The organism is Desulfovermiculus halophilus DSM 18834, from assembly GCF_000620765.1.
In the GTDB taxonomy this organism is placed as follows: Bacteria; Desulfobacterota; Desulfovibrionia; order Desulfovibrionales; family Desulfothermaceae; genus Desulfovermiculus; species Desulfovermiculus halophilus.
On the sequence record NZ_JIAK01000014.1, the window covers coordinates 1 to 21,251 of the forward strand.

The 21,251-nt window shown below is 58.1% G+C and carries 20 protein-coding genes; 11 read left to right on the forward strand and 9 right to left on the reverse strand.

Going from position 1 to position 21,251, the window contains the following annotated elements:
* The 6 genes from N902_RS0107985 to N902_RS0108010 all read left to right on the forward strand — a co-directional run.
* A partial coding sequence (locus tag N902_RS0107985; RefSeq protein WP_027370511.1) for a 3-hydroxyacyl-CoA dehydrogenase family protein occupies nucleotides 1–380 on the forward strand: 380 nt, incomplete at its 5' end.
* Between the two features lie 362 nt (nucleotides 381–742).
* Complete coding sequence (locus N902_RS0107990; protein ID WP_034622281.1) at nucleotides 743–1,897, forward strand: acyl-CoA dehydrogenase; 1,155 nt, start codon at nucleotides 743–745, stop codon at nucleotides 1,895–1,897.
* 10 nt (nucleotides 1,898–1,907) lie between these two features.
* A complete protein-coding gene (locus N902_RS0107995; RefSeq protein ID WP_027370513.1) occupies nucleotides 1,908–2,888 on the forward strand; it encodes a CoA transferase subunit A in 981 nt (326 codons plus the stop codon).
* Nucleotides 2,888–3,721 carry a CoA-transferase subunit beta gene (locus N902_RS0108000; RefSeq protein ID WP_051564438.1) on the forward strand — a complete coding sequence of 278 codons (834 nt, stop codon included), beginning with the start codon at nucleotides 2,888–2,890 and terminating at the stop codon, nucleotides 3,719–3,721. Before N902_RS0107995 ends, N902_RS0108000 begins: the two co-directional genes overlap by 1 nt.
* Before the next feature lie 180 nt (nucleotides 3,722–3,901).
* Nucleotides 3,902–6,253: a sigma-54-dependent Fis family transcriptional regulator gene (locus tag N902_RS18715; protein ID WP_051564439.1), complete on the forward strand. Its 2,352-nt coding sequence runs from the start codon at nucleotides 3,902–3,904 to the stop codon at nucleotides 6,251–6,253.
* A gap of 84 nt (nucleotides 6,254–6,337) precedes the next feature.
* Nucleotides 6,338–6,802, forward strand: coding sequence for a pyridoxamine 5'-phosphate oxidase family protein (locus N902_RS0108010; RefSeq protein WP_027370515.1), 465 nt, complete (start codon nucleotides 6,338–6,340; stop codon nucleotides 6,800–6,802).
* Between the two features lie 152 nt (nucleotides 6,803–6,954).
* On the opposite strand, the gene N902_RS0108015 is transcribed toward N902_RS0108010, so the two are convergent.
* From N902_RS0108015 to N902_RS18720, 9 genes are all read right to left on the reverse strand, one after another.
* Complete coding sequence (locus N902_RS0108015; RefSeq protein WP_027370516.1) at nucleotides 6,955–7,815, reverse strand: damage-control phosphatase ARMT1 family protein; 861 nt, start codon at nucleotides 7,813–7,815, stop codon at nucleotides 6,955–6,957.
* A gap of 55 nt (nucleotides 7,816–7,870) precedes the next feature.
* The gene (locus N902_RS0108020) at nucleotides 7,871–8,101 is read right to left on the reverse strand and encodes a hypothetical protein (protein WP_027370517.1); all 231 of its coding nucleotides are present in this window, start codon (nucleotides 8,099–8,101) and stop codon (nucleotides 7,871–7,873) included.
* A 25-nt stretch (nucleotides 8,102–8,126) separates the two neighbouring features.
* Nucleotides 8,127–8,936 carry a 3'(2'),5'-bisphosphate nucleotidase CysQ gene (cysQ, locus tag N902_RS0108025; protein ID WP_027370518.1) on the reverse strand — a complete coding sequence of 270 codons (810 nt, stop codon included), beginning with the start codon at nucleotides 8,934–8,936 and terminating at the stop codon, nucleotides 8,127–8,129.
* A gap of 495 nt (nucleotides 8,937–9,431) precedes the next feature.
* The gene (locus N902_RS0108035) at nucleotides 9,432–10,169 is read right to left on the reverse strand and encodes an RNA methyltransferase (RefSeq protein WP_034622284.1); all 738 of its coding nucleotides are present in this window, start codon (nucleotides 10,167–10,169) and stop codon (nucleotides 9,432–9,434) included.
* Nucleotides 10,170–10,222: 53 nt separating this feature from the next.
* Nucleotides 10,223–10,891, reverse strand: a complete 669-nt coding sequence (locus N902_RS0108040) for a lactate utilization protein (RefSeq protein ID WP_034622285.1) — start codon at nucleotides 10,889–10,891, stop codon at nucleotides 10,223–10,225.
* Between the two features lie 10 nt (nucleotides 10,892–10,901).
* Complete coding sequence (locus tag N902_RS0108045; protein WP_027370521.1) at nucleotides 10,902–12,074, reverse strand: M20 metallopeptidase family protein; 1,173 nt, start codon at nucleotides 12,072–12,074, stop codon at nucleotides 10,902–10,904.
* Between the two features lie 88 nt (nucleotides 12,075–12,162).
* Nucleotides 12,163–13,362, reverse strand: coding sequence for an ornithine--oxo-acid transaminase (rocD, locus tag N902_RS0108050; protein WP_027370522.1), 1,200 nt, complete (start codon nucleotides 13,360–13,362; stop codon nucleotides 12,163–12,165).
* Nucleotides 13,359–13,661 (reverse strand): amidohydrolase family protein, encoded by a 303-nt coding sequence (locus N902_RS20625; protein ID WP_153304175.1) that lies wholly within the window; start codon nucleotides 13,659–13,661, stop codon nucleotides 13,359–13,361. The genes rocD and N902_RS20625 overlap by 4 nt, the downstream gene beginning before the upstream one ends.
* A 3-nt stretch (nucleotides 13,662–13,664) precedes the next feature.
* A complete protein-coding gene (locus tag N902_RS18720) occupies nucleotides 13,665–14,492 on the reverse strand; it encodes an ATP-grasp domain-containing protein (protein ID WP_051564440.1) in 828 nt (275 codons plus the stop codon).
* Between the two features lie 104 nt (nucleotides 14,493–14,596).
* Between N902_RS18720 and N902_RS0108060 the strand changes: the two genes are divergently transcribed.
* From N902_RS0108060 to N902_RS17045, 5 genes are read left to right on the forward strand one after another with little or no spacing between them, the layout of a single operon-like run.
* Complete coding sequence (locus N902_RS0108060; protein WP_027370523.1) at nucleotides 14,597–15,136, forward strand: hypothetical protein; 540 nt, start codon at nucleotides 14,597–14,599, stop codon at nucleotides 15,134–15,136.
* Complete coding sequence (locus tag N902_RS0108065) at nucleotides 15,133–17,805, forward strand: DEAD/DEAH box helicase (protein WP_027370524.1); 2,673 nt, start codon at nucleotides 15,133–15,135, stop codon at nucleotides 17,803–17,805. Before N902_RS0108060 ends, N902_RS0108065 begins: the two co-directional genes overlap by 4 nt.
* Nucleotides 17,806–17,829: 24 nt before the next feature.
* Nucleotides 17,830–18,549, forward strand: a complete 720-nt coding sequence (locus N902_RS17040) for an SWIM zinc finger family protein (protein ID WP_051564441.1) — start codon at nucleotides 17,830–17,832, stop codon at nucleotides 18,547–18,549.
* Between the two features lie 26 nt (nucleotides 18,550–18,575).
* Complete coding sequence (locus tag N902_RS20160) at nucleotides 18,576–19,718, forward strand: SWIM zinc finger family protein (RefSeq protein WP_027370525.1); 1,143 nt, start codon at nucleotides 18,576–18,578, stop codon at nucleotides 19,716–19,718.
* A 36-nt stretch (nucleotides 19,719–19,754) separates the two neighbouring features.
* A complete protein-coding gene (locus N902_RS17045) occupies nucleotides 19,755–20,705 on the forward strand; it encodes a D-2-hydroxyacid dehydrogenase (protein WP_051564442.1) in 951 nt (316 codons plus the stop codon).
* The last annotated feature ends 546 nt before the right edge of the window (nucleotides 20,706–21,251 follow it).

Consider the following 21,251-nt stretch of genomic DNA (forward strand, 5'->3'; position numbering starts at 1 on the left):
TGGCCACCTCGGAAGAGGTCACGGCCACGGTCCGGTCCGTGGCCGAGTCCATGGGCAAGACCCCGGTGGCCTGCCGGGACGTGCCCGGGTTCGTGTCCAACCGGGTGCTGATGGTCATGCTCAACGAGGCCCTGTGGGAGCTGTACGAGGGTGTGGCCGCGGCCGAGGGGATCGACCAGATCATGAAGCTGGGGATGAACCACCCCATGGGTCCGCTGGCCCTGGCCGACCTGATCGGGCTGGACACGGTCCTGTCCATCCTGGAGGTCCTGCAGGACGGCTACGGTGATCCCAAGTACCGGCCCTGCCCCCTGCTCAAGTCCTATGTCAACGCCGGCTGGCTGGGCCGGAAGAGCGGCAAGGGAATCTACGAGTACTAACCCGCATATTGGCCAAGGCGCAGGCACGCTCGCGCTAGCCAAGCATACAAACGATTTCGATTTCGATTTCGATACCGATACCGATTGGGAGTGGTTACCCATTAGGGTCCTGATAAGACAAAGGATCACTGGCGCGAAGAATAAGCGTCCAGTGCATCCGCCCCGTTTGTTGGGATTTGCTTTTTTCAGGATCGAAATCGCTATCGGGATCGGGATCGATATCCAAAAATTGAGGGTTCCTGCTGCACCGAATAACATATTCTTTCGATTTCGATAGCAATCCCGATTTCGATTTGGATTATCCTACAACCATTAACTCATAACAGTTTTTCATCCAAAAAGTGTAAGGAGATATATTTTCCATGCAGCTGAGCAAAGAACAACTCATGATCCAGAAAATGGCCCGGGAGTTTGCCCGCAAGGACCTCATGCCCATGGCGGCGGAGCGGGACCAAAAACACGAATATCCGGCGGATAGCCTGAAAAAGATGGGCGAGCTCGGCCTTCTGGGTATGCTGGTTCCGGAAGAGTACGGGGGCGAGGACATGGATACAGTGTCCTATGCCCTGGCCATGAGCGAGGTGGCCTATGCCTGTGCCTCCACGGCCGTGATCATGTCTGTGCACGACTCTATATGCTGCGGGAGCCTGCTCCGGTTCGGCACAGAAGAACAAAAGCAGAAATATCTGGTGCCCATGGCCCAGGGAGAGTTTGTCTGCTCCTTTGCCCTGTCCGAGCCCGAGGCTGGCTCGGACCCGGCCGGAATGGAGACCACGGCTGTCCGGGACGGCGACCATTATATCTTAAACGGGACCAAGCGATGGATCACCGGCGGGGCCACCTCAGAGCTGTTCATCGTTCTGGCCAAGACCGATCCTGAAGCCGGTCACAAAGGGATCTCCGCCTTTCTGGTCACCAAGGACATGGAAGGCTTTTCCACCGGCCGTTTGGAGGACAAGATGGGCCAGTGCGCATCAGACACCACGGACCTATTGTTCAACAACTGCCGGGTTCCGGCTGATCACCTCCTGGGCAAGGAAGGCCAGGGCTTTGTAGTGGCCATGTCCGGCCTGGACGACGGGCGGATCGGCATCGCCGCCTTGTCCCTGGGTGTGGGCCAGGCCGCCCTGGATCAGGCAGTGGAGTACTCCAAGCAGCGGGTGCAGTTCGGCAAGCCCATCGCCAAGAACCAGGGCCTGCGCTGGATGATCGCAGATATGGCCACAGACGTAGAAGCCGCCCGACTGTTGGTGTTAAACGCCGCGGCCAAGAAGGACAACGGTCAGAAATGCAGCAAGGAAGCCTCCATGGCCAAGCTGCATGCCTCGGAGATGGCCAACCGGGTCACCGGACAGGCCATCCAGATCCACGGCGGATACGGATACACCAAGGAGTTCCCGGTGGAACGCCTGTACCGGGACGCCAGGGTGCTGACCATCTATGAGGGGACCTCCCAGGTCCAGAAGGTGGTTATTGCCAATGACGTGATCGGGGACAAGAAGAAAGGTAAGAAGTAAGGAGAGGTCAATGGAGAAAAAGAAAGCACAGCGCATGGACCTGTCCGAGGCTGTCGCCATGATCCGGGACGGGGATTTGCTCACCTTTTCCGGATTTACCATCTGGCGCAGGCCCATGGCCGCAATCTATGAGATGATCAGGCAGGGCAAAAAAGACCTGCATCTGGTGGAAGTTCAGGGGGGGACACACAGCGACCTGCTCATCGGGGCCGGGTGTGTGAAGATATGGGAGTCGTGCTGGATCGGGCATGAGCTCTACGGCAAGCTGGGGGGCAACCTGGCCCGCAAGGCCGAGGCCGGGGAGGTGATCATCGAGGACTACACCCATATGCAGCTCTTGTGCCGTATGGCCGCCGGAGCCATGGGCCTGCCCTACTATCCGACCTATGCCGGCCTGGGTACGGACCACCTCAATCCGGAGTACGACCATCTGGGCAAGCTGGGTTACCGGGAGGGTTCCTATCCCAAGATCCCCAAAAAGAAGTACGAGCTGGTCAAGGATCCTTTCTTTGACAGCGAGCTGGTGCACGTCCCGGCCTGCAACCCGGACTGGTGCATTGTGTTCACCCAGGAGGTGGGCAGCGAGGGGACTCTGCGCCTCCAGGGCCAGCGCTTCAGCGACGAGGAGGCCATCAAGGCCGCGGACAATGTGCTGGTGCTGGCCGAACACGTGGTCTCAGAGGATTACATCCGTCGCGATCCGGATCGGAATCTGATCCCCCACTACATGGTGGACGCCATTGTGGAATGCCCCTGGGGTGCCCATCCCACCGGATGCTACGGCCTGTACGAGCCGGACGGACGATTTATCCAGGATATCTACAAAAAAACCCGGACTCAGGAAGGCCTGGAGGCCTGGGTGGATGAATGGATCCTTTCGGTCTCTGATTTCGACGGTTATCTGCATAAGCTGGGAGTGCCGCATCTGAAAGTGCTCAAAGCCAATCCGGCGGAAAAGCATTCCACACAGATCAAAAGGGGGAAAGCCTGATGTATAAGGAAAAGAGCGGTTCAGGCAGCGGTGCGTCGGCTTTGAGTCCGGGCGAATACCAGCCCATCGATATGCTGGCGGTGGCCGCGGCCAGGGAGGTTGCGGACGGTGATATCGTGTTTGCCGGAACCGGGTTGCCCATGCTGGCCATGAGCCTGGCTCAGCTGAGCACGGCCCCGAAATCGGTCTGCATCTACGAAGCTGGAAGTATTGACGGCTGTCCCTGCTCCATCCCCACCTCGGTGGGCGATGCCCGGTGCATTGAGAACGCCTCGGTTGCTTCCGGATTGTTCGATGTCTTTCATCAGCTGCAACGGGGATGGGTGGACCTGGCCTTTCTGGGCGGGGCGGAGATCGACAGATACGGGAATGTGAACACAACCGGGATCGGAAGGTACGGAGTGGTTCCGGAAAAGCGTCTGACCGGGGGTGGGGGCAACCCGGACATCAACGGTTTGGCCAAAAAGACCGTGTTCATCATGGTCCAGGAAAAACGGCGGTTCAAGGAGCAGGTGGACTTCATCACCTCCCCGGGCTGGCGGATCCCCAAGTGGCCGGAAGGGGAGATTCGGCACAAGCAGGAAGTCTACAACCGGGCTTATCGGGGGGGACCAACGGCCGTGATCACGGACATGGCAGTCTTTCGCTTTGACGAACAGGGGGAGATGTACCTGGATACCGTCCATCCCGGATTCACGGTTCAGGATGTGCAGGCAAAGTGCGGGTTTGTGCTGAATGTGGATCGGGTCAGCGGGGAGACCAAGGCCCCGACCAGGGACGACGTCCAGCTGCTGTATACCCGGATTGACCCGGAGCGGGTCTTCTTGCCCTGATTCAGGACAGAACGGCATGATCGTGATAGAGCCCGGACCTCAGCCCGATGACTGAGTCCGGGCTTTTGTTGTTCAGCGTCTTTCTTGTGAATCGCACGGCTTGTATCCTGAGGATAAAGTGTACTAGGATGCGCTCAGCCAAAGGGAAAAAAGCTTTCGAACCATTGCCTGGAACTCTCTATGTATATTGAGGATCACGCACGCAGCGGCATGGCCGATCTGGAAATCTATAAGCAGACCATTCAAATCCTGCGCCAGTTCAAAAAATGCCTGTTCAGGGCCCAGAGTGAGGAGGGATTCCTGCAGGAGCTGTGCGAGCTCATTGTTCGCACCGGGGGCTACAGAATGGCCTGGGCGGGGTATAACCTGGAGCCCGATCCCGGGCCTCTGGAACTGGTGGCCTGTCATGGACAGGGCACAGACAAAGATTTTGTGCGGCAATGTCTCCTGCTTGATCCGGTGGGCAATCGACATATGGGCCCCAGCCTGCGGGCTGTGGAAACAGGCGAGCCTTTTCTGGTCCACGATATCCCCCGCATGTCCAGCATGGCCTTTTCCAAGTGGAAGGAACTGGCCATGGAGTATGGCTTTGGGGCTGTCTTGAGCATACCTTTGCGTCTGCAGCAGGAGATGCTCGGCGTTTTGACCGTTTATACGGATGTGAATCAGGGGTTTGATCCTGTGGTTGAGGAAGTGCTTCTGGAGTTGTCCGCGGACATCGCCTACGGGATTCAAAGCCTGAGGACCCAGGCCGATCATGAACATGCCGAGGAAGTCATCCAGCGTACCGAGGCCAAGTACAGGGCGGTCCTGGAGAATACCGGGACTGGGACCATTCTGATTGAAAACAATGAAACCGTGTCCTTTGTCAATGAGACCTTCACCAATTTGACCGGATATTCCAAGCAGGAAATCGTGGGTCGGATGAAGTGGTCGGATTTCGTGGCCGCAAAGGACAAGCAACGGATGCAGAACTACCACGTGTGGAGGCGGACAGTTCCAGGCAAGGCCCCGTCCGTGTACCAGTGCACCGTTGAGGATAAGCAGGGCCGGCATATGAATGTGCTGATGAAGGTGGGCATGGTGGAAAACAGCACCATGAGTGTAGCCTCGTTCATGGATATCAGCCAGGCCACCCAGGCCCAGGACATTTTGTCCCAGAAAGAATCACAGCTCAATGTCCTGCTGGATAATTTTGAAGGCTTTATCTACGTTCGGGATACTTCCTATCGTATCGAGTATATCAACAAGCGGCTGATCAACCGATTGGGCCGGGACCCAAGAGGTGAGCTGTGCTACAAGGCCCTGTATAACAAGGAGAAGCCCTGTCCGGGGTGCAGGCACGAGATCCTGGGCCGGGAAGACTTCATGAAGCGTGAGTTCCACAGCAGCATTGACGACCGCTGGTATCGTGCGGTGCTCTCTCCCATCCTGAATTCCGGGGGAGCAGTGTCCAGAGTCCAGTGTCTGCTCACGGACATTACCGAGCTCAAGGAAGCGGAAAGCGATCTCATTGAGCGGGAGAAAAAGCTGAAAAAAGCCAGTCTCAGCCTGCAGAGCATGGATGGATCCAGGTTTCGGCTGGGGCGGATCCTGGGCAAGAGTCAGGCTATGCAGGAGGTCTACGATCTGATCCTTAAGGCGGCTGCATCGGACGACTATGTCCTCATTTACGGCGAGGCGGGGACGGGCAAAGAGCTTGTGGCCCAGACTATACACGACCTGAGTCCCAGGGCCAAAAATACATTTTTGCCGGTTAACTGCGGGGCGATCCATGAGAACATCATTGAAAGCGAATTCTTTGGATACAAGAAAGGGGCGTTTACCGGCGCGGACAAGCACAAGCCGGGATACATGGATGTGGCCGACCAGGGCACCCTGTTTTTGGACGAGGTGGGCGAGATACCATTGAGCATGCAGGTCAAGCTTCTGCGGGTCATGGACGGCAATGGGTATCTGCCCTTGGGCGGGGTAACCACCAACTCCTCGGATGTGCGCATTGTGGCCGCTACAAACAGGGATCTGCAGGATCTGGTCCGCCAGGGGCATATCCGCCAGGACTTCTTTTACCGGATTCATGTTATCCCTATCCCACTTCCCCCACTGCGGGAACGAAAAGAGGATCTGCCTCTGCTCATCGAGCACTTTGTCTCCTCCATAACCGGACAGGAGCAGAGCGACCCCCTGCCGGCCAGGGTGGTGGAGACCCTGCACCATTACAGCTGGCCGGGCAATGTGCGTGAACTGCAAAGCGTGATCAAAAGGACCTTGACCATGGGCCGTTTTGATCCTGAATTCCTGGATCATTCAAATGCCTGGCAGGAGCAGAGCCCTGGGATTGGTCATGATGCAGGTCAGGATTTGCTCTTTCAGCAGGATATGGACTTGAAGCAGGCCACAGAGGCTTTTGAAAAGCAATTTATTGAGCAGGCATTACAGTCCAATCGCTGGAGCCGGATGCACACAGCCGAGGCCTTGGGCATTCACCGCAAGACCCTGCACGCCAAGATGCGCAAGTATGGGGTGGAGTAGACGCATCTGCATACATGCTCAAACTCCAAAAATCTCCAGTCTGTTCCGGAATCTGTTTTTGGGTATCATAAGGAGGAGTGGCACATGGGCCGTGATGATCGGTACATAGAAGAGTCTGAGGAAATAAAGGCCGTCATCCGGCGGTGCGGTGTATGCCGTTTGGGATTGGCCAGGGAGAACGAGCCCTATATCGTTCCGGTCTGTTTCGGATTCGACGGTCATGCACTGTACATCCATACCGGAACAACAGGCCGGAAGATTGAGTTCTTTGAAGCCAACCCGCAGGTTTGCTTTGAGTTCGAGGACAATGCCCGGGTGATCGCGGATTCGGACAAGCCCTGCGCCTGGAGTATGATCTACACCAGTGTGGTGGGCAGCGGCCGAATTAGGGAGCTGCATACTGAGGATGAGAAGGTGGGCGGCTTGAATCAAATCATGAACCATTACTCCGGTAAGTCCTGGGTCATGCCCAGGGAGAAGCTGGACTCAGTCCGGGTCTGGGCCGTGGATATCGAGTCCATGCGGGGGAAGTCGTCCGCGCACAGCTGACAAAGGCCGGGCCAGAAAGTCTGGGCGGGTTTTGTATAAAAAACTGTTCATAGTTATCAGGATCCGATTGGGTAACCACTCCCAGTCGGTATCGAAATCGTTTTCATGCTTCGTTAGCGCAAGCGTGCCTGCGCCTTGGCAAGCATGTGTGGTTAGTAAGTCCTGAGCTGATCAAAAACTGACGTCCGGACTGGAAAACCGGTCAATCCGGCAACTACCGGACATTTGACCTTGAGGGCGAAAAAAACGCCCGGCAGACGGCCGTGCAGGGCTTCGAAATTGCCCTGGCCCTTGCTGATGACGATCTGGGTGGCATACAGCTCTTCCAGGAACTCTGGATCACACCTGGAAAGGATTGTACCCGGGCTGTCCACGCCTGAAGAGATCACCCGGCACAGGCGGTCCATGCCCACAAATCGGGCGTCCTCCAGGGTTGCATCGTTGAGGATGGGCGCCCCCCGGACCACATAACTCACCTCTGCCCCCAGCTTCTGCAGCTCTTTGACCAGGAGAGTATCCATGCCGATCTCCCCGGCGTTGTCGCCCAGAATCATGATCCTGGTCCGTACGGATTCCAGAAGCTGGCGCAATGTGGTGTAGCCTTGCATTCTTTCCTGGGCCTTTTCTTGGTTCAGAGCCGCTTCCCAGTCGAACTCCCCATCGACTCCCACATCTATATAATTGGCGATCAACGAGAAACGCAGGGCGGTCAGAAGAGGATCCGGACTGGTCTGGATCTGTTTCTTCAACACCGGCAGGAGGTTCAGGACTTGGGTGTTGGCCGTGTGTTTATGCTGGGCAAAAAAGTCGTTTTGGCCGCTGATTTCAGCTGCTTGGGCATAAATCCGGGCGGCCAGCTCCGGGGGCGGGTGATTGGTATCGGTGGCATGGATGATGTCCCGGCATTGGGTCTGAATCTGCTGCTGCAGCTGGTGATCCTCGCCGGCTATCATGGCGGCCAGTTTTTCGATTTGGCGTTCAAAACAGGGGATGCATTCGGTAAAGGTCTGCATACAGTATCCTCATTCGTAATATCCCGGCCGCAAGCGTACAGGGGTGTGTCCAGCTTTATTTCTTATGCGAGGGGTCTGCCTCATCCTGATCTTCGTCTTCTTCGTCCGTGGGGCTGATATCTGTTTTTTTTCGTACGCCCAGGCCAAAGATGTACAGGACAAAGAGCAGGGGAGTAAAGAGCATGGCCTGCTCCAGTCGGCCGTAAAACATGCTGACCACACTGAAGACAACGGCGCCGATGACCAGGATCAGCAGGATCCAGGCCAGAACTTTGGAATCAGTCATGGAATGCCCTGCTTTGATTGGTCTGTCATGCGTAGCTTTCGACCACAAACCATGGATTGTGCAGATCCTCTTTATTGTAGATCAAGGGCTGGTCAGTATCCCAGACCCGAACCCTGCATCCGGCTGCCAGGGCTATGGCCTGGCCTGCGGCGGTGTCCCACTCCATGGTCGGACCCAGGCGGGGATAGACGTCCGCCTGCCTTTCGGCCATGAGACAGAACTTGAGGGAGCTCCCGGCGGAGACGAACTGGACCTCGCCCAGCTCCCGTTCCTTGTCCTGGACATAGGCCTCCAACTCTGGACTGGGGTGGGAGCGGCTGCCGACGATGGTGAACGGACCGGACCGCTTGTCGCCCTCAGGGAGCTGAGCCGAGGATTGCAAAACAGCGTCCAGCTCAAGATCCAAAACCTGGGGAGGGGTGCCACAACGCCGGGCGCCAAGCTCGGGGCTGCCCAGATACAAGGTGTTCGTGGCCGGGACGAAGATCACGCCCAGCACAGGGGTCTGATCCTGCACCAGGGCGATGTTCACCGTAAACTCCCCGTTGCGCTTGATGAACTCCTTGGTTCCGTCCAGGGGATCGACAATCCACAGCCGATCCCAGGTTTTCCTCTGCTCAAAGGCTGCGCTTGTTCCTTCTTCGCTGAGGACCGGGATGGAGGTCTGGTCCAGGTGCCGGGAGATGATCTCGTGTCCGGCCTGGTCGGCTTTGGTCAACGGAGACGTGTCCTCTTTGTGTTCTACAGAGAAATCTGTTTGATAGATCTCCAGGATCTTCTTTCCGGCGTCCAGAGCCGCTGTGACGGCTGTGGATACAAGATTGAGGTCAGGCATAATCACTTTTCCTGTTTGGGTTGGGAATGAAATTCTTCAGTCGCTGCGCTCCTTCAGAACGACAAGAGGGGCGGAACTGCAAAAAGTCGATTGATGTTAAGGATGAGCCAAGCTAGAGCCTCCCACCAATTGATTCTTCTGTCATCTGTCGTCTATCCTCTGTCGTCTGTCAGCGGGCCGCCATTTTCCTGTTTTGTTGGGCTAATCCAAATCGAAATCGGGATCGCTATCGAAATCGAAAGAATATGTCATTCTGTGCAGCAGGAACCCTCAGCTTATGGATATCGATCCCGATATCGATTTCGATCCTGAAAAAAGAAAATCCCAACAAACGGATGCACTGGACGCTCATTCTTCGCGCCAGTGATCCTTAAGCGTTATCAGGATCCGATTGGGTAACCGCTTCCAGTCGGTATCGGAATCGAAATCGTTTGTATGCTTGGCTAGCGAAAGCGTGCCTGCGCCTTGGCAGGCATGGGGGTTAGAAAGAAGGACCTACGGCCTGCGGTTTGCCAACCACTGCACCTGGCGGCAGATGCCCATGAGCAGGTTGTATTCGTAGCGCTTGAGGTGCAGTCGTCCCAAAAAGCGGCGCAGGGGCATCATAAAGTAGTCCGCATTCTGCTCGTGCAGAAAATCGATACTTTGCAGGGTATCCTGCATGGTGTCAAAGAGCAGGCGCAGCTCGGCCTGGGTGGTCGCTTCTTCCCTATCCAGGGGCAAACGGCGCTTGAGTCCGGCCGGCCTGCGCTGCAGGCACTCATAGAGCAGGATGAGGACTGCATGGGAGAGGTTGAGGGACCACGCCCCGGGGTCGGTGGGGATGGATACCAGCTCGCTGCATTGTTCGATCTCCGCATTGGCCAGGCCCATGTCCTCCGGTCCGAAGAGCAGGGCTACCCGCAGGCCGCTTTCCAGCTCGTTGGTGATTCGATCCGCGGCCTGTCCCGGAAGAAGGACGCGCTTTCTCCATCCTCCGGTCCTAGCCGTGGTTGCGTAGACCCGGTGCATCGGGGCCAGGGCGGAGTGCACGTCGGGATGGATCTGCATGTGTTCCAGGATGCCCTTTCCCTGGGCAGTGGCCAGGCTGCGCCCGGCCTGGGGGCTGTAGGATCCTGGAGCAGCCAGGCTCAGGTTGGGGCAGCCCATGTTGGCGCAGACCCGGGCCACGGAACCTATATTTTCTGAGAGCTTGGGCCGGCAGAGGATGACGGTCAGGTTGGGAAACAGCATGCGGGCGTCCTTGGCGAGCATCCGTCCGCCCGGGCAGGGACGGATGTTGACTGTTACAGTCCCAAATCCTGATTGATGAGTACCACCTGGATCCGCTGGGCGGGGAAGGAGCATTCGGTTATGGTCCAGGTGTTGCATACCCGTTGGGGACTGGAGCATTCATGGCACTTTCCGGTCGTTGCGCAGGGGGTCTTGAACCCGTGGCGAAGGGCATTGGCCGGTGCCGACAGATGCTTGATCCGGGCCATGCCGGCATGCAGCCCGGGAACGATCTTGTTCCGCCCTACGCAGATGATCACATGTCTGGGGCCAAAAGTGATCCCGGAGACCCGATTGCCGACCATATCCAGATTGATCAGCCGACCGTCTTCAGTCAGGGCATTGGTCCCGGTCAGGAAGAGATCGACCAGCAAGGCCTGCCGTCGGCGCTCAATGATCTCCGGGCGGGGAACATCGGCCTCAAAGGTCTGAATCAGCTGGACATCATGCCGAGCGGGTATCTCCTGGATCAAGCGGGTGGCGGCCAGGGTCATCGAGTCCCCCCAGGACATGCTGGTGAACTCGATGCTGGGCAGGATCTCACTGAGTACCAGCTCTCTGGTCTGATCCGCGTTTTCCGCGATATGCGCCCCGAAGTTCCTGGCTTGCAGAGACTTCTGCACCTCGGTCAGCTTGATGCGCCAAAACTCGTCAAGGGATGTGTCTGTTGCGTTGCCTGCCATATACTTCCTTCTATTGCGTTCTGCCCAGGGCCAGCAGGGCATAGCCGGCAGCCAGCTCCACCCCGAGGGGGAGGATGGATTCGTCGAAGTCGAAATCCGGGCTGTGCAGTGCGGCCTTTCTCTGGTCCCCGATGCCCAAAAAGACATAGCAGCCGGGGACCTTGTCCAGGAAGAAGCTCATGTCTTCACCGCCCATGGTTCGCTCCGGAACCTGAATCCTTTCCCGGGAGACAACCTGGGCTGCTGCCCGGCGCATGCGTTCTGCTGCCCCGCTGTCGTTGACCAGAGGAGCGAATCCGGAGTGAAAGTCCAGGGAGTAGGCTGCTCCCATGGAGGTGCAGACTCCGGATACAACCTGTTCAATGCGCTCGGCCCAAGCACTCCAGGTCTCCCGGTCAAAGGTCCGGGTAGTCCCTGCCAGCTGGGCCTGATCCGGAACAACGTTGAAGGTGGATCCGGCCTGGAAACTGGCTACTGTGAGAACGGCCGGATGTAAAGGAGAAATTTTCCCGCTGACCAGCCGCTGCAGGGCGTTGATCACCTGAACCCCTGTGTCCACAGGATCCACGCACTTGTGGGGCATGGCAGCATGCCCGCCCTTGCCCCGGATGGTGATCTGAAACCTGCTCATTGCCGCCATGAGCGGGCCGGATCTGATCCCGATACACCCGTGGTCCAGATCGGGCCACAGATGGAAGCCGAAGGCCTCGTCCACCTTGGGGTTTTCCAGCACTCCCTCCTGAATCATGGTGTGGGCCCCTCCCGGCCCTTCTTCAGCCGGCTGAAAGACGAAGACCATGTTCCCCCGCAGCTGATCCGCAATGGAGGTCACCAGGGCAGCTGTGCCCAGGGCCATGGCCATGTGTGCGTCGTGGCCGCAGGCATGCATCATGCCCGGGTGGGTGGAGGCCCAGTCCAGTCCGGTCTGTTCCTGTATGGGCAGGCCGTCCATGTCCGCCCTGTACATCAGAGTGGGACCGGGGCGGCCGGTGCGCAGCACGGCCTTGACCCCGGTCCCGGCGATACCGGTGTGCACTTCAAGGCCGATTTTGCGGAGCTGCAAAGCCACATATGCGGATGTCTTGTGTTCAGCCAGCCCGGATTCGGGAATGCGGTGCAGATCCCGGCGGTAGCCGATGATATCCGGACCGAGTTCCTTTGCTTTGGATTTCAGGTCGAGCATACACATGTTCTCCTGGTGTCAGGTCACTCAGCACTCCAGGGAGAGGGTGAACGTACACATTGTTTCTTTGTCATTGCCCGGGCCGGCGCTAGCCGTCCACGACCTCCTTGATGGTCTCCACAGCCCAGTCCACCTCATCCGGGGTGATGACCAAGGGGGGAGCAAAGCGGATGGTCTGTCCGTGGGTATCCTTGCACAACAGGCCCTTTTTCTTGAGCTGGATGCACAAGGGCCGGGCCGGACCGGCTTGGGGCAAAAACTCAAGGCCGATCATCAGCCCCCTGCCCCGGATTTCCTTGATCAATGGGTTGGTCAGGGTCTTCAGGCCGTCCAGAAAACGCTGCCCCATCCGGGCCGCGTTGTCGATCATGCCTTCCTGGACCAGGACCTTGAGGGCCTCCCTGGCTACCGCGCAGGCCAGGGGATTGCCGCCGAAGGTGGATCCGTGCTCCCCGGGGCGGAGAGTGCCCATGACTTCCGAGTTGGAGAGCACGGCCGAGACCGGGTAGAAGCCTCCGGACAGGGCCTTGCCCACCAGGGTCAAATCGGCTTCGATTCCATCGTGCTCCTCGGCCAGGAGCTTTCCGGTCCGGCCCAGGCCGGTCTGGATCTCGTCCAGGATGAGGACCACGTTGTTCTGCCTGCAGATTTTTTGAGCCTCTCGCAGATATCCGTCCGGAGGGATGATCACCCCAGCCTCGCCCTGGATGGGTTCGACCAGAAAAGCAACCGTGTTCGGGGTGATGGCCCGCTCCAGGGCCTGGACGTCGCCGAAGGGGATGGAAGTGAACCCGGGAGGAAATGGACCAAAGCCGGTTTTGGCCTTATGGTCCGAGCTGAAGCCGACAATGGAGATGGTCCGGCCGTGGAAGTTGTTGTCGCAGACGATAATCTCGGCCTGGTTGTCCGGGACGCCCTTGACCTCGTAGCCCCACTTGCGCACGGTCTTGATCACCGATTCCACCGCCTCTGCCCCGGTGTTCATGGGCAGGACCTTGTGAGAATTGGTCAGCTCGCAGATCTCTTTGTAGAACAGGCCCAGCTGATCGTTGCGGAAGGCCCTGGAGGTCAGGGTCAGTTTTTGGGCCTGCTCGGTCATGGCCTGCAGGATCCGGGGATGGCAGTGTCCCTGGTTTACTGCGGAGTAGGCGGCCAGACAATCCATGTACTTGGCGCCGTCCACATCCCAGACCCAGACCCCGCGGCCTTTGGACAGGACAACATCCAGGGGCTTGTAGTTGTGCGCCCCGTACGACTCTTCCAAGGTGATAAAATCCTGAGCGTTCATGTCCGGCCCTCCCGGTCGTAGACCACCGTTCCATCGAATATGGTCATCTCCACCCGGGTGTGTTTGATGTCCCGGAGGGCGATGGCGTATATATCCTGATCCAGGACAATGCAGACCGCGGGCTTGCCCGGAGTCAGGCTGCCGAGCTCATGATCGATTCCGTAGGCCCGCGCGGGGGCCAGGATATAGCAGGAGCGGGTTCCCCTTTGCTTAGCGGCCGGAAAGGGCCAGGGCTGGGGACGAAGATGGCTCGGTTCAGGTTCACCATAGGTATACCGCGTGTCCTGCTGTTTGTATATACGTCATTCATTCGGATGTTTTTTCCTGTATCCTTGACTTTGACAGCTCTGCATCCAGGATTGAACTGCCTGGTGGAAAAGACGGTCGTAGCCCGTGCGCCCCCCGATGCCCTTGCGGCCGAAAAGGAAATTGATCTCAATGAACAGAGGAGGTCCGGAAGGGGGGAACATAAGATCCAGTCCGGCGACGTCGATGCCGGCTTTTGTGCACAGATGGCGGCCCATGCGCCGACCCAAGTCCTGCTTGTCAGGCCGGATATGATGGTCGATCCGTCCCCCCTTGGCCACATTGTTGTAAAACTGGCCGTGGCCCATCCGGAAGTAGCTCTCGGTCATTTCTCCGATGATGACCACCCGGAGGTCCATGCCCTCGTTGTCTACCCATTCCTGGAGGAGGACCGGCTCCTGGCTGGGAAGAGAGCACAGACAGGGATCAAGATCAGCCAGGGAGGATACGGGAAAGACGGCGGAACCGCCCCCGCCCTTGTCCCCTTTGAGCACGCAGGGGGTAAAGGGCAGTCCGTTTCTGCGGCAGGCGTGCAGGGCCTGGGCCGGTGTGTCGTAGATACGGGTCCGGGGATGGGGCAGCTCGAGCTGCCGAAAAAGCCGGATCTGGCTGGCCTTGCCCCGGTACAGATACCTGGGGCCCAGCCTGGGGAAGTGGTTTGGGGCCAGATCCTGAATCTGGCGATAGCGGATAGGGGAGAAGTATTTGGGCATGAGCACCCCGGCCGCATTGTGCAAGAGATCCCTGGAACGTTCATCCAGGGGGGCCAGGGCCGGCAGGTTGACGTCCAGTCGGATCTGATGGTGCAGGGAAACGAAGTACATAGAGTATAAGCAGGGCTGTGTATGGAAACGCCCCGGATTGATCAGGGATGAAGCAGACACGGTTTGTGCAGGACACAACCTAAACACGGGAAAGACGAGGGTCAATGTTTTCATCTGATGTTTTGTGGGAACATCCCGCCGTCTGGCGGGAGGTACAGACTGCACTGGATCATCATATGTGCCTGTATGTTCGGGAAAGCACTGCTCTTGATAACCTGGCCGGGTCCATAGCCGAAAATCTCCAGGCTGTTGATCCGGTCATGGAGGATCTGTGCAGAGAGACCTGCCCACATTGTCCGGCCCCCTGCTGTCTGCACGCGGATGTGCGCTACGATCTTCGGGATCTTGTCTTTCTCCACACCAGGCAAGAGGCCCTGCCCCTTCATCAGCCCAGGCAGCAGACCGGCCGGCCCTGTTCCTTTCTGGGCCAAAACGGCTGCATGCTTCCGCGGGGGTTGCGGCCTTTTATGTGCACCTGGTATCTGTGTCCCGGGCAAATGGCCATCATCCGAAACGACGCCGGGCAGGACATGATCTCTGTTCTGGCCGGGCTGCAGCGGATCAAAGAACTGAGAAAGGAGCTGGAAGACACGTTTATTTCTATGGTCTCCGGCATCTCACCCCGCAGAGACAGACACCTATGACTGACATTCGACTCCATCCCCAGGCCAGGCTGATCCTGGAGGACTTTGCCCAGGAGCCAGGAACACGGCCGGTCGACAAACGGGTGCGCGACGCGTTTGCCGCAGACTGGCGGGCCGGTCTCCTGGCCATGGCCGCTGATATGCAGGCCGGCCATACCTCACTCACCTTCCGTTTTTGGCGGGGGATCGCCGCCTCCTATCTGACCAGGATATGCCGTATGCCTGAGATGGACGGTCCAATCAGGGTCGGACGGCCTTCTGAGGCTGAGCTGGAGAAATGGATCTCTTCCGCTCCGCCCATGACCGGGGGGGAATATCTCAGCCAGGACATGCTGATCCGAATCTGGGATTCGTTGGCGGACTGGGGCCGGGAGGCGATTGCCCGGGCCGGGAGCATAGAATCATTCATCAGCGACCGGGCGCCGGGCTGGAAGCGGGTAGGCCGAGTCACCTTTCATCTGGCGGAAAACAAACAGGATGCAGACCGCCCGTTTGCCTTCATGGCCACATTCACCACCGGCCTTGGGTCCCAGGGGCGGGCAAAGCACGTGCCCCTGCGCAAGGCCCTGGAGATGTACTCCGGCCCGGAGGACAAGCAGGGCCTGGTCAAGCTGCTTACTCCGGTCCATGAGGCGGCCAAGCAATGTCCATGGGTGAAGGACCTTGTATCCAGCGGGCGGATATATCACCCCATGGCCTGGACGGCTGATCAGGCCTATACGATGCTCCGATCGGCTCCTGTACTGGAGGAATGCGGCCTGAGCGTGCGTCTTCCCGATTGGTGGTCCAAACGGCCGAAAGCCCAGGTACAGGTCACCATCGGGGAGGAGAAGAAGACAGGCCTGGATGCAAGCAGCCTGCTGGACTTCAATGTGGACGTCGCTGTCGGGGATGTGCAGCTCACACAGGAAGAAATCAATGAGCTTCTGTCCCAGAAGGACAACCTGGTCTTTCTCAAGGGGCGCTGGGTGGAGGTGGACCAGGACAAGCTGGGGCAGGCCCTGGAGCACTGGAAAAAGGTGGAGGCTGAGGCCAAAGAGGGACGGATAGGCTTTATAGAGGGCATGCGTCTTCTGGCCGGGGCATCAACCGACCTGCAGCAGGAGGAGAGTGAGGACAGGCGGCGTTGGGTGCATGTTGGCGCTGGAAACGCCCTGCAGCAGACTTTGAATCAGCTGCGTGATCCCAGCAGCCTGCAGGGTGCGGGGACGCCACTGGGGATTACAGCCGAGCTTCGTCCCTATCAGCTGGAAGGGATGAACTGGATGGCCTTTGTGACCGGGCTGGGTCTGGGGGCCTGCCTGGCCGACGACATGGGGCTGGGCAAGACCCTGCAGGTTCTGGCCCTTCTTGCCAGGAGAAACGGCAATTCCGGCTCAAATCCTGCGCTTTTGATCATCCCGGCCTCCCTGCTGGGCAACTGGAAGAACGAGGCCGAGGCCTTCGCGCCCGGCCTGAAGCTAAAGACTGTGCATCCCTCGGAGGTCAGCCGCAAGGAGCTGCAGGAGCTGGCAGGTGATGTGCAGAACCGGTTGTCGGCTTACGATCTGGTGGTGACCACCTATTCCATGGTCCACCGCCTGACCTGGCTCAGGGAGATGACCTGGTCCCTGATTATCCTGGATGAAGCCCAGGCGATCAAGAATCCATCCACCAGGCAGACCAGGGCGGTGAAGAAGCTTCCGGCCCAGGCCAGGATCGCTCTGACCGGGACCCCGATCGAGAATCGTCTCGGGGACCTGTGGTCTCTTTTTGACTTCTTGAATCCCGGTCTGCTGGGATCCTCCAAGGTGTTTCAGGGGTTTGTCAAAACCCTGCAGGCCCGGGAACAGGATCAGTTCGGCCCCTTGCGCAGGCTGGTGGGGCCTTATATCCTGCGCAGACTGAAGACCGATGCCAAGGTTATTTCCGATCTTCCGGACAAAACGGAAACCGTGCGCTACTGCAACTTGAGCAAAGACCAGGTCAAACACTACACGCATATCGTCCAGTCCATGCAGAAAAGCCTGCAGTCTGTGGACAAAATGGCCAGGCGGGGCCTGGTCCTGCAGACGCTCACCCGGTTGAAGCAGGTGTGCAATCATCCAAGCCAATTGACCGGGGACGGGGAGTTCAGACCGGAAAACAGCGGCAAGTTCAACCGGATTCGGGAGCTCTGTGCAGAGCTGGCTGAACGGCAGGAAAAGGTCCTGGTCTTCACCCAGTTCCGGGAGATCATTCCCGCTCTGGAGGAGCATTTGGCCGGGATATTCGGCCGGCCCGGCCTGGTTCTGCACGGTGCGACCCGGGTGGGACAACGAAGCAGGCTGGTGGAGCAGTTCCAGGAAGAGAATGGCCCGCCCTTTTTCATCGCCTCCCTCAAGGTCGGGGGAACGGGCCTGAACCTCACTGCGGCCTCACATGTCATCCACTTTGACCGCTGGTGGAATCCGGCCGTTGAAAATCAGGCTACGGACCGTACCTACCGCATCGGGCAGCGCAAGAACGTGCTGGTCCATAAGTTCGTGACCACAGGGACCATAGAAGAACGGATCGATCGGCTGATCGAGGAGAAAAAGGAGCTGGCCGAAGATGTGCTTTCCGGCAGTGGAGAGGTCAAGTTGACCGAGCTGCCGGACGAGGAACTCCTGGACCTGGTCAGGCTGGACGTGACCAGGGCCATGGGGTGAGGAGTGAAGACAGAGGACAGGAGTATGAAACACGCTGATTGGCCGAGATTCATCCCGGTTTCCGAGCGCAGGGCCAAGGCCGAAGAGCGCCTTGAAGCCATGCGGGCCCAAGGAATGGATATACTGCCTGAGCGGGCAACGGGGCGGGATATGGCCAGCAGTATATGGGGCAGGGGGTGGTGCCGGCATATGCAGTCCCTGCCCAAGATTGGCAAGCATCTGGCCCGGGGCAAGATCTACGCCCGCAACGGCTCCATCCGGCATTTGGAGATCCTGCCGGGGCAGATCAGGGCCCTGGTCATGGGTACAGATATCTATGCAGTAAGCATACCGGTTTTGCCTCTCAGCGGCAATGTGTGGCAGGAGATAAAGGACCTGAGCCTGGGTCGGATAGAAAACGTGCAGGATGTGTATCAGGGAGAGCTTCCTTCTGATGTCATGGACAAGCTCATGGATATACCAAAAGGGATCTTCCCCGGTCCCAAGGAATTCAGTCTGCGTTGCGAGTGCTCAGAGCAAAAACCTGTATGCAAACATGCGGCCGCGGTTCTTTATGGCGCAGGGTCCCGTCTGGATCAGCACCCGGAGCTCTTGTTCACCTTGCGGGGGGTAAAGGCCCAGAGCCTGGTCACATCGTGGACCAAAAAGGTGCGGGACCGGTTTGAAGAAAAGAAAAGCATCCTGGATTTTGAGCAGGCCAAGGATATTTTTGACCTGGAGTGGGATCAAGAACCTAAAACCTGATGTAAAGCAGGACATGGAGATAGGTTATGGCTCGACGGAGACGGTGGCCCAGGTATGTGCCTGTGGCTGAGCGCCGGGCCAAGGCCCAGAAAAAAGTGCGGCAGCTGCGCAGGAAAGGCGTGGATATCCGTCCGGTGCAGATTGAGGGCCGGGTTATTGCCCGCAGCTTTTGGGGCCAGGGATGGTGCACCCATCTGGAATCGTTTTCCGACTTTTCCAACCGTCTGCCCCGGGGGCGGACCTATGTGCGCAACGGCTCGGTCTGTCATTTGGAGATCGAGCCCGGTCACGCAGCTGCCATGGTCAGTGGCTCCCGGATCTATGACGTACGCATCGGCATCCAGGAACTGAGTTCCGCTGTCTGGGAAGACGTAAAGCACAAATGTTCGGGCAGCATCGGGTCCTTGCTGGAGCTGTTGCAGGGCAGGCTCTCGGAGGAAGTGATGCATGTGGTCACAGATGCCCGGCAGGGTCTCTTCCCCAGACCGGAGGAGATCTCTCTGTACTGCAGCTGTCCGGACTGGGCGACGATGTGCAAGCATGTGGCCGCAGTTTTGTACGGTATAGGACACCGCCTGGATGAGGAACCCGAGCTTTTGTTCACCTTGCGCGGGGTCGATCCCAGGGAGCTCATAGCCCCGGATTTTACGGCGGCTGATGAAATGGCAGATACGGGTGAGGATTGTATCAGCTTGGACCAAGTGGGAGATATCTTCGGCATTGATATGGATGAGGATGCCCAGAAGCAGGGGGGAGATTCAGCAAGTCATGCCTCACCTTCCGAGATCGGGGAGCAGGTTGATCCAAGATGCCCGAATCCCGGTAGCCGGGATACAGACCACGAACAGAGCTTTGCGCAGGAATCATCCAAAAGCGCCGGATCAAAGGCGGTGACCTCCCAGCAGGCAGGATCTGCCCGGCATACACCTGTCCAGGCGACAGCCCGGGCCACGTCCGGCAGGGAACCTCTGGATCCTCCGACCGGAGAAAAGATAACCCGTCTGCGTGAGCAGTGCGGCCAGTCCGGTCCGGAGTTTGCCAAGAGTCTGGGCGTTTCGGTGGCCAGCGTGTACCGGTGGGAAAACACGCCCGGAACGCTTACCCTGCACAGGCGGACCTTGACGGCCTTGCGGCGGCTGTATCTGGATCTGAACGGCAGGACGCAATAAACAGCTTTTTGTCATCATTTAATAAGAGGGGCGCATGTGACCAAGCTCGTATTTTTTCATTCCGTACCCGACGATGTGTTTGAGGAGATGCAGGCTGAATTTCCGGAAGTGAGCATGGACCAGCGCACAACCAGGCAGTCCCTGCAGGAGGTTTTGCCCCAGGCCGAGGTTCTGGTCACCTTCAAGTGCGACCAGTCCATGCTGGATCAGGCACCGGCTCTGAAATGGGTCCAGGCCCTGTCCACCGGAGTGGATACCTTGCCGGTGCAGGACCTTCAGGACCGGGGTGTTATGCTGACCTCGACCACTGGAATGCATGCCGGGCACATGTCAGAGCTGGCGATCATGGCTATGCTCATGCTGGCCAGGAACATGCATCAGGTCCTCAGGAATCAAGGCTTGAAGGTCTGGGATCGTGATGTCGCCCAGGACGAAATCGCCGGGAAAACGGTGGGGATCCTGGGCCTGGGCAGCATCGGGCGGGAGGTGGCCCGGAAGGCTTCCTGCTTGGGGATGCAGGTCGTCGGGGTCAAAAAGCATCCGGAACCGGTGGACAATGTGAGCCGTCTCTACGCCCTGGACGGCTTGGACGAGGTCTTTGCCCACAGTGACTATATCATCAACCTTCTTCCTTTGACTGAGGAGACCAGAGAGTGCATCGGAGCCAGCCAGTTTGGGGCCATGCCTGCCGGGGGCTGTTTCGTCAATTTGGGCCGGGGCGGAAGCGTGGACGAAAAGGCGTTGATCCAGGCCTTGGAGAGGGGGACTGTGCGGGCGGCCGTATGCGATGTCTTTTCCCAGGAGCCGCTTCCTGCAGACAGCCCGCTCTGGGGAGTGGACAATCTGATTGTCATGCCCCACATCGGGGGGCAGAACCCAAACTATATGCGCAAGGCCGCGCCCATTATCCGGCACAACCTGCGGGCCTATCTGGATGGACGCCTGGAACAGATGCAGAACGTGTACCGCCCGGATCGGGGATATTGATTCCATCCTGGGATCAGGATGTAGGAAGCCCTCGGCTGCTTTGCCTGGATATTTTGCTCAACGTCATTCCCGGATACGTTGAATGTCAGGCGCCTGGCGATTCGGGAAAAAAGCTTTGAAATCGCAATAATCTGACAATGTTGTATGAAAGACTGTTATGAGTTAATGGTTATCAGAATCTGATTGGGTAACCACTCCCAGTCGGTATCGGTATCGGTATCGAAATCGTTTGGTTTTTCGACGTAGCCTGTGGGTTTTTAGGGTTTGTCATCTCTTCTGTGTGCCCACTTTCGGCCCGGTACTTTCTAAGTCCCGCTAAAGGGGGATCCCTGCCCCCTCCAGGCACTCACATGATGGTCATTGCCTTCAGATGGACTGAGCATATCATGCATGTGAGTGCCTGGTTTCCCCCTTTTGGCGGGACCAAGAAAATGTGCGGGCCTGCCGCTCACGGCACACAGAAGAGACGGCAAACTCTTATGTAGGCAATTCCACTTTCTGTGTCGAAGAGCCAATCGTTTGTATGCTTCGGTGCGCCTGCTCTGA

Coding starts and splice junctions, on each gene's coding strand:
- N902_RS0107990 (WP_034622281.1), top strand. CDS start 743: ATGCAGCTGAGCAAAGAACAACTCATGATCCAGAAAATGGCCCGGGAG.
- N902_RS0107995 (WP_027370513.1), top strand. CDS start 1,908: ATGGAGAAAAAGAAAGCACAGCGCATGGACCTGTCCGAGGCTGTCGCC.
- N902_RS0108000 (WP_051564438.1), top strand. CDS start 2,888: ATGTATAAGGAAAAGAGCGGTTCAGGCAGCGGTGCGTCGGCTTTGAGT.
- N902_RS18715 (WP_051564439.1), top strand. CDS start 3,902: ATGTATATTGAGGATCACGCACGCAGCGGCATGGCCGATCTGGAAATC.
- N902_RS0108010 (WP_027370515.1), top strand. CDS start 6,338: ATGGGCCGTGATGATCGGTACATAGAAGAGTCTGAGGAAATAAAGGCC.
- N902_RS0108015 (WP_027370516.1), bottom strand. CDS start 7,815: ATGCAGACCTTTACCGAATGCATCCCCTGTTTTGAACGCCAAATCGAA.
- N902_RS0108020 (WP_027370517.1), bottom strand. CDS start 8,101: ATGACTGATTCCAAAGTTCTGGCCTGGATCCTGCTGATCCTGGTCATC.
- cysQ (WP_027370518.1), bottom strand. CDS start 8,936: ATGCCTGACCTCAATCTTGTATCCACAGCCGTCACAGCGGCTCTGGAC.
- N902_RS0108035 (WP_034622284.1), bottom strand. CDS start 10,169: ATGCTGTTTCCCAACCTGACCGTCATCCTCTGCCGGCCCAAGCTCTCA.
- N902_RS0108040 (WP_034622285.1), bottom strand. CDS start 10,891: ATGGCAGGCAACGCAACAGACACATCCCTTGACGAGTTTTGGCGCATC.
- N902_RS0108045 (WP_027370521.1), bottom strand. CDS start 12,074: ATGCTCGACCTGAAATCCAAAGCAAAGGAACTCGGTCCGGATATCATC.
- rocD (WP_027370522.1), bottom strand. CDS start 13,362: ATGAACGCTCAGGATTTTATCACCTTGGAAGAGTCGTACGGGGCGCAC.
- N902_RS18720 (WP_051564440.1), bottom strand. CDS start 14,492: ATGTACTTCGTTTCCCTGCACCATCAGATCCGACTGGACGTCAACCTG.
- N902_RS0108060 (WP_027370523.1), top strand. CDS start 14,597: ATGTTTTCATCTGATGTTTTGTGGGAACATCCCGCCGTCTGGCGGGAG.
- N902_RS0108065 (WP_027370524.1), top strand. CDS start 15,133: ATGACTGACATTCGACTCCATCCCCAGGCCAGGCTGATCCTGGAGGAC.
- N902_RS17040 (WP_051564441.1), top strand. CDS start 17,830: ATGAAACACGCTGATTGGCCGAGATTCATCCCGGTTTCCGAGCGCAGG.
- N902_RS20160 (WP_027370525.1), top strand. CDS start 18,576: ATGGCTCGACGGAGACGGTGGCCCAGGTATGTGCCTGTGGCTGAGCGC.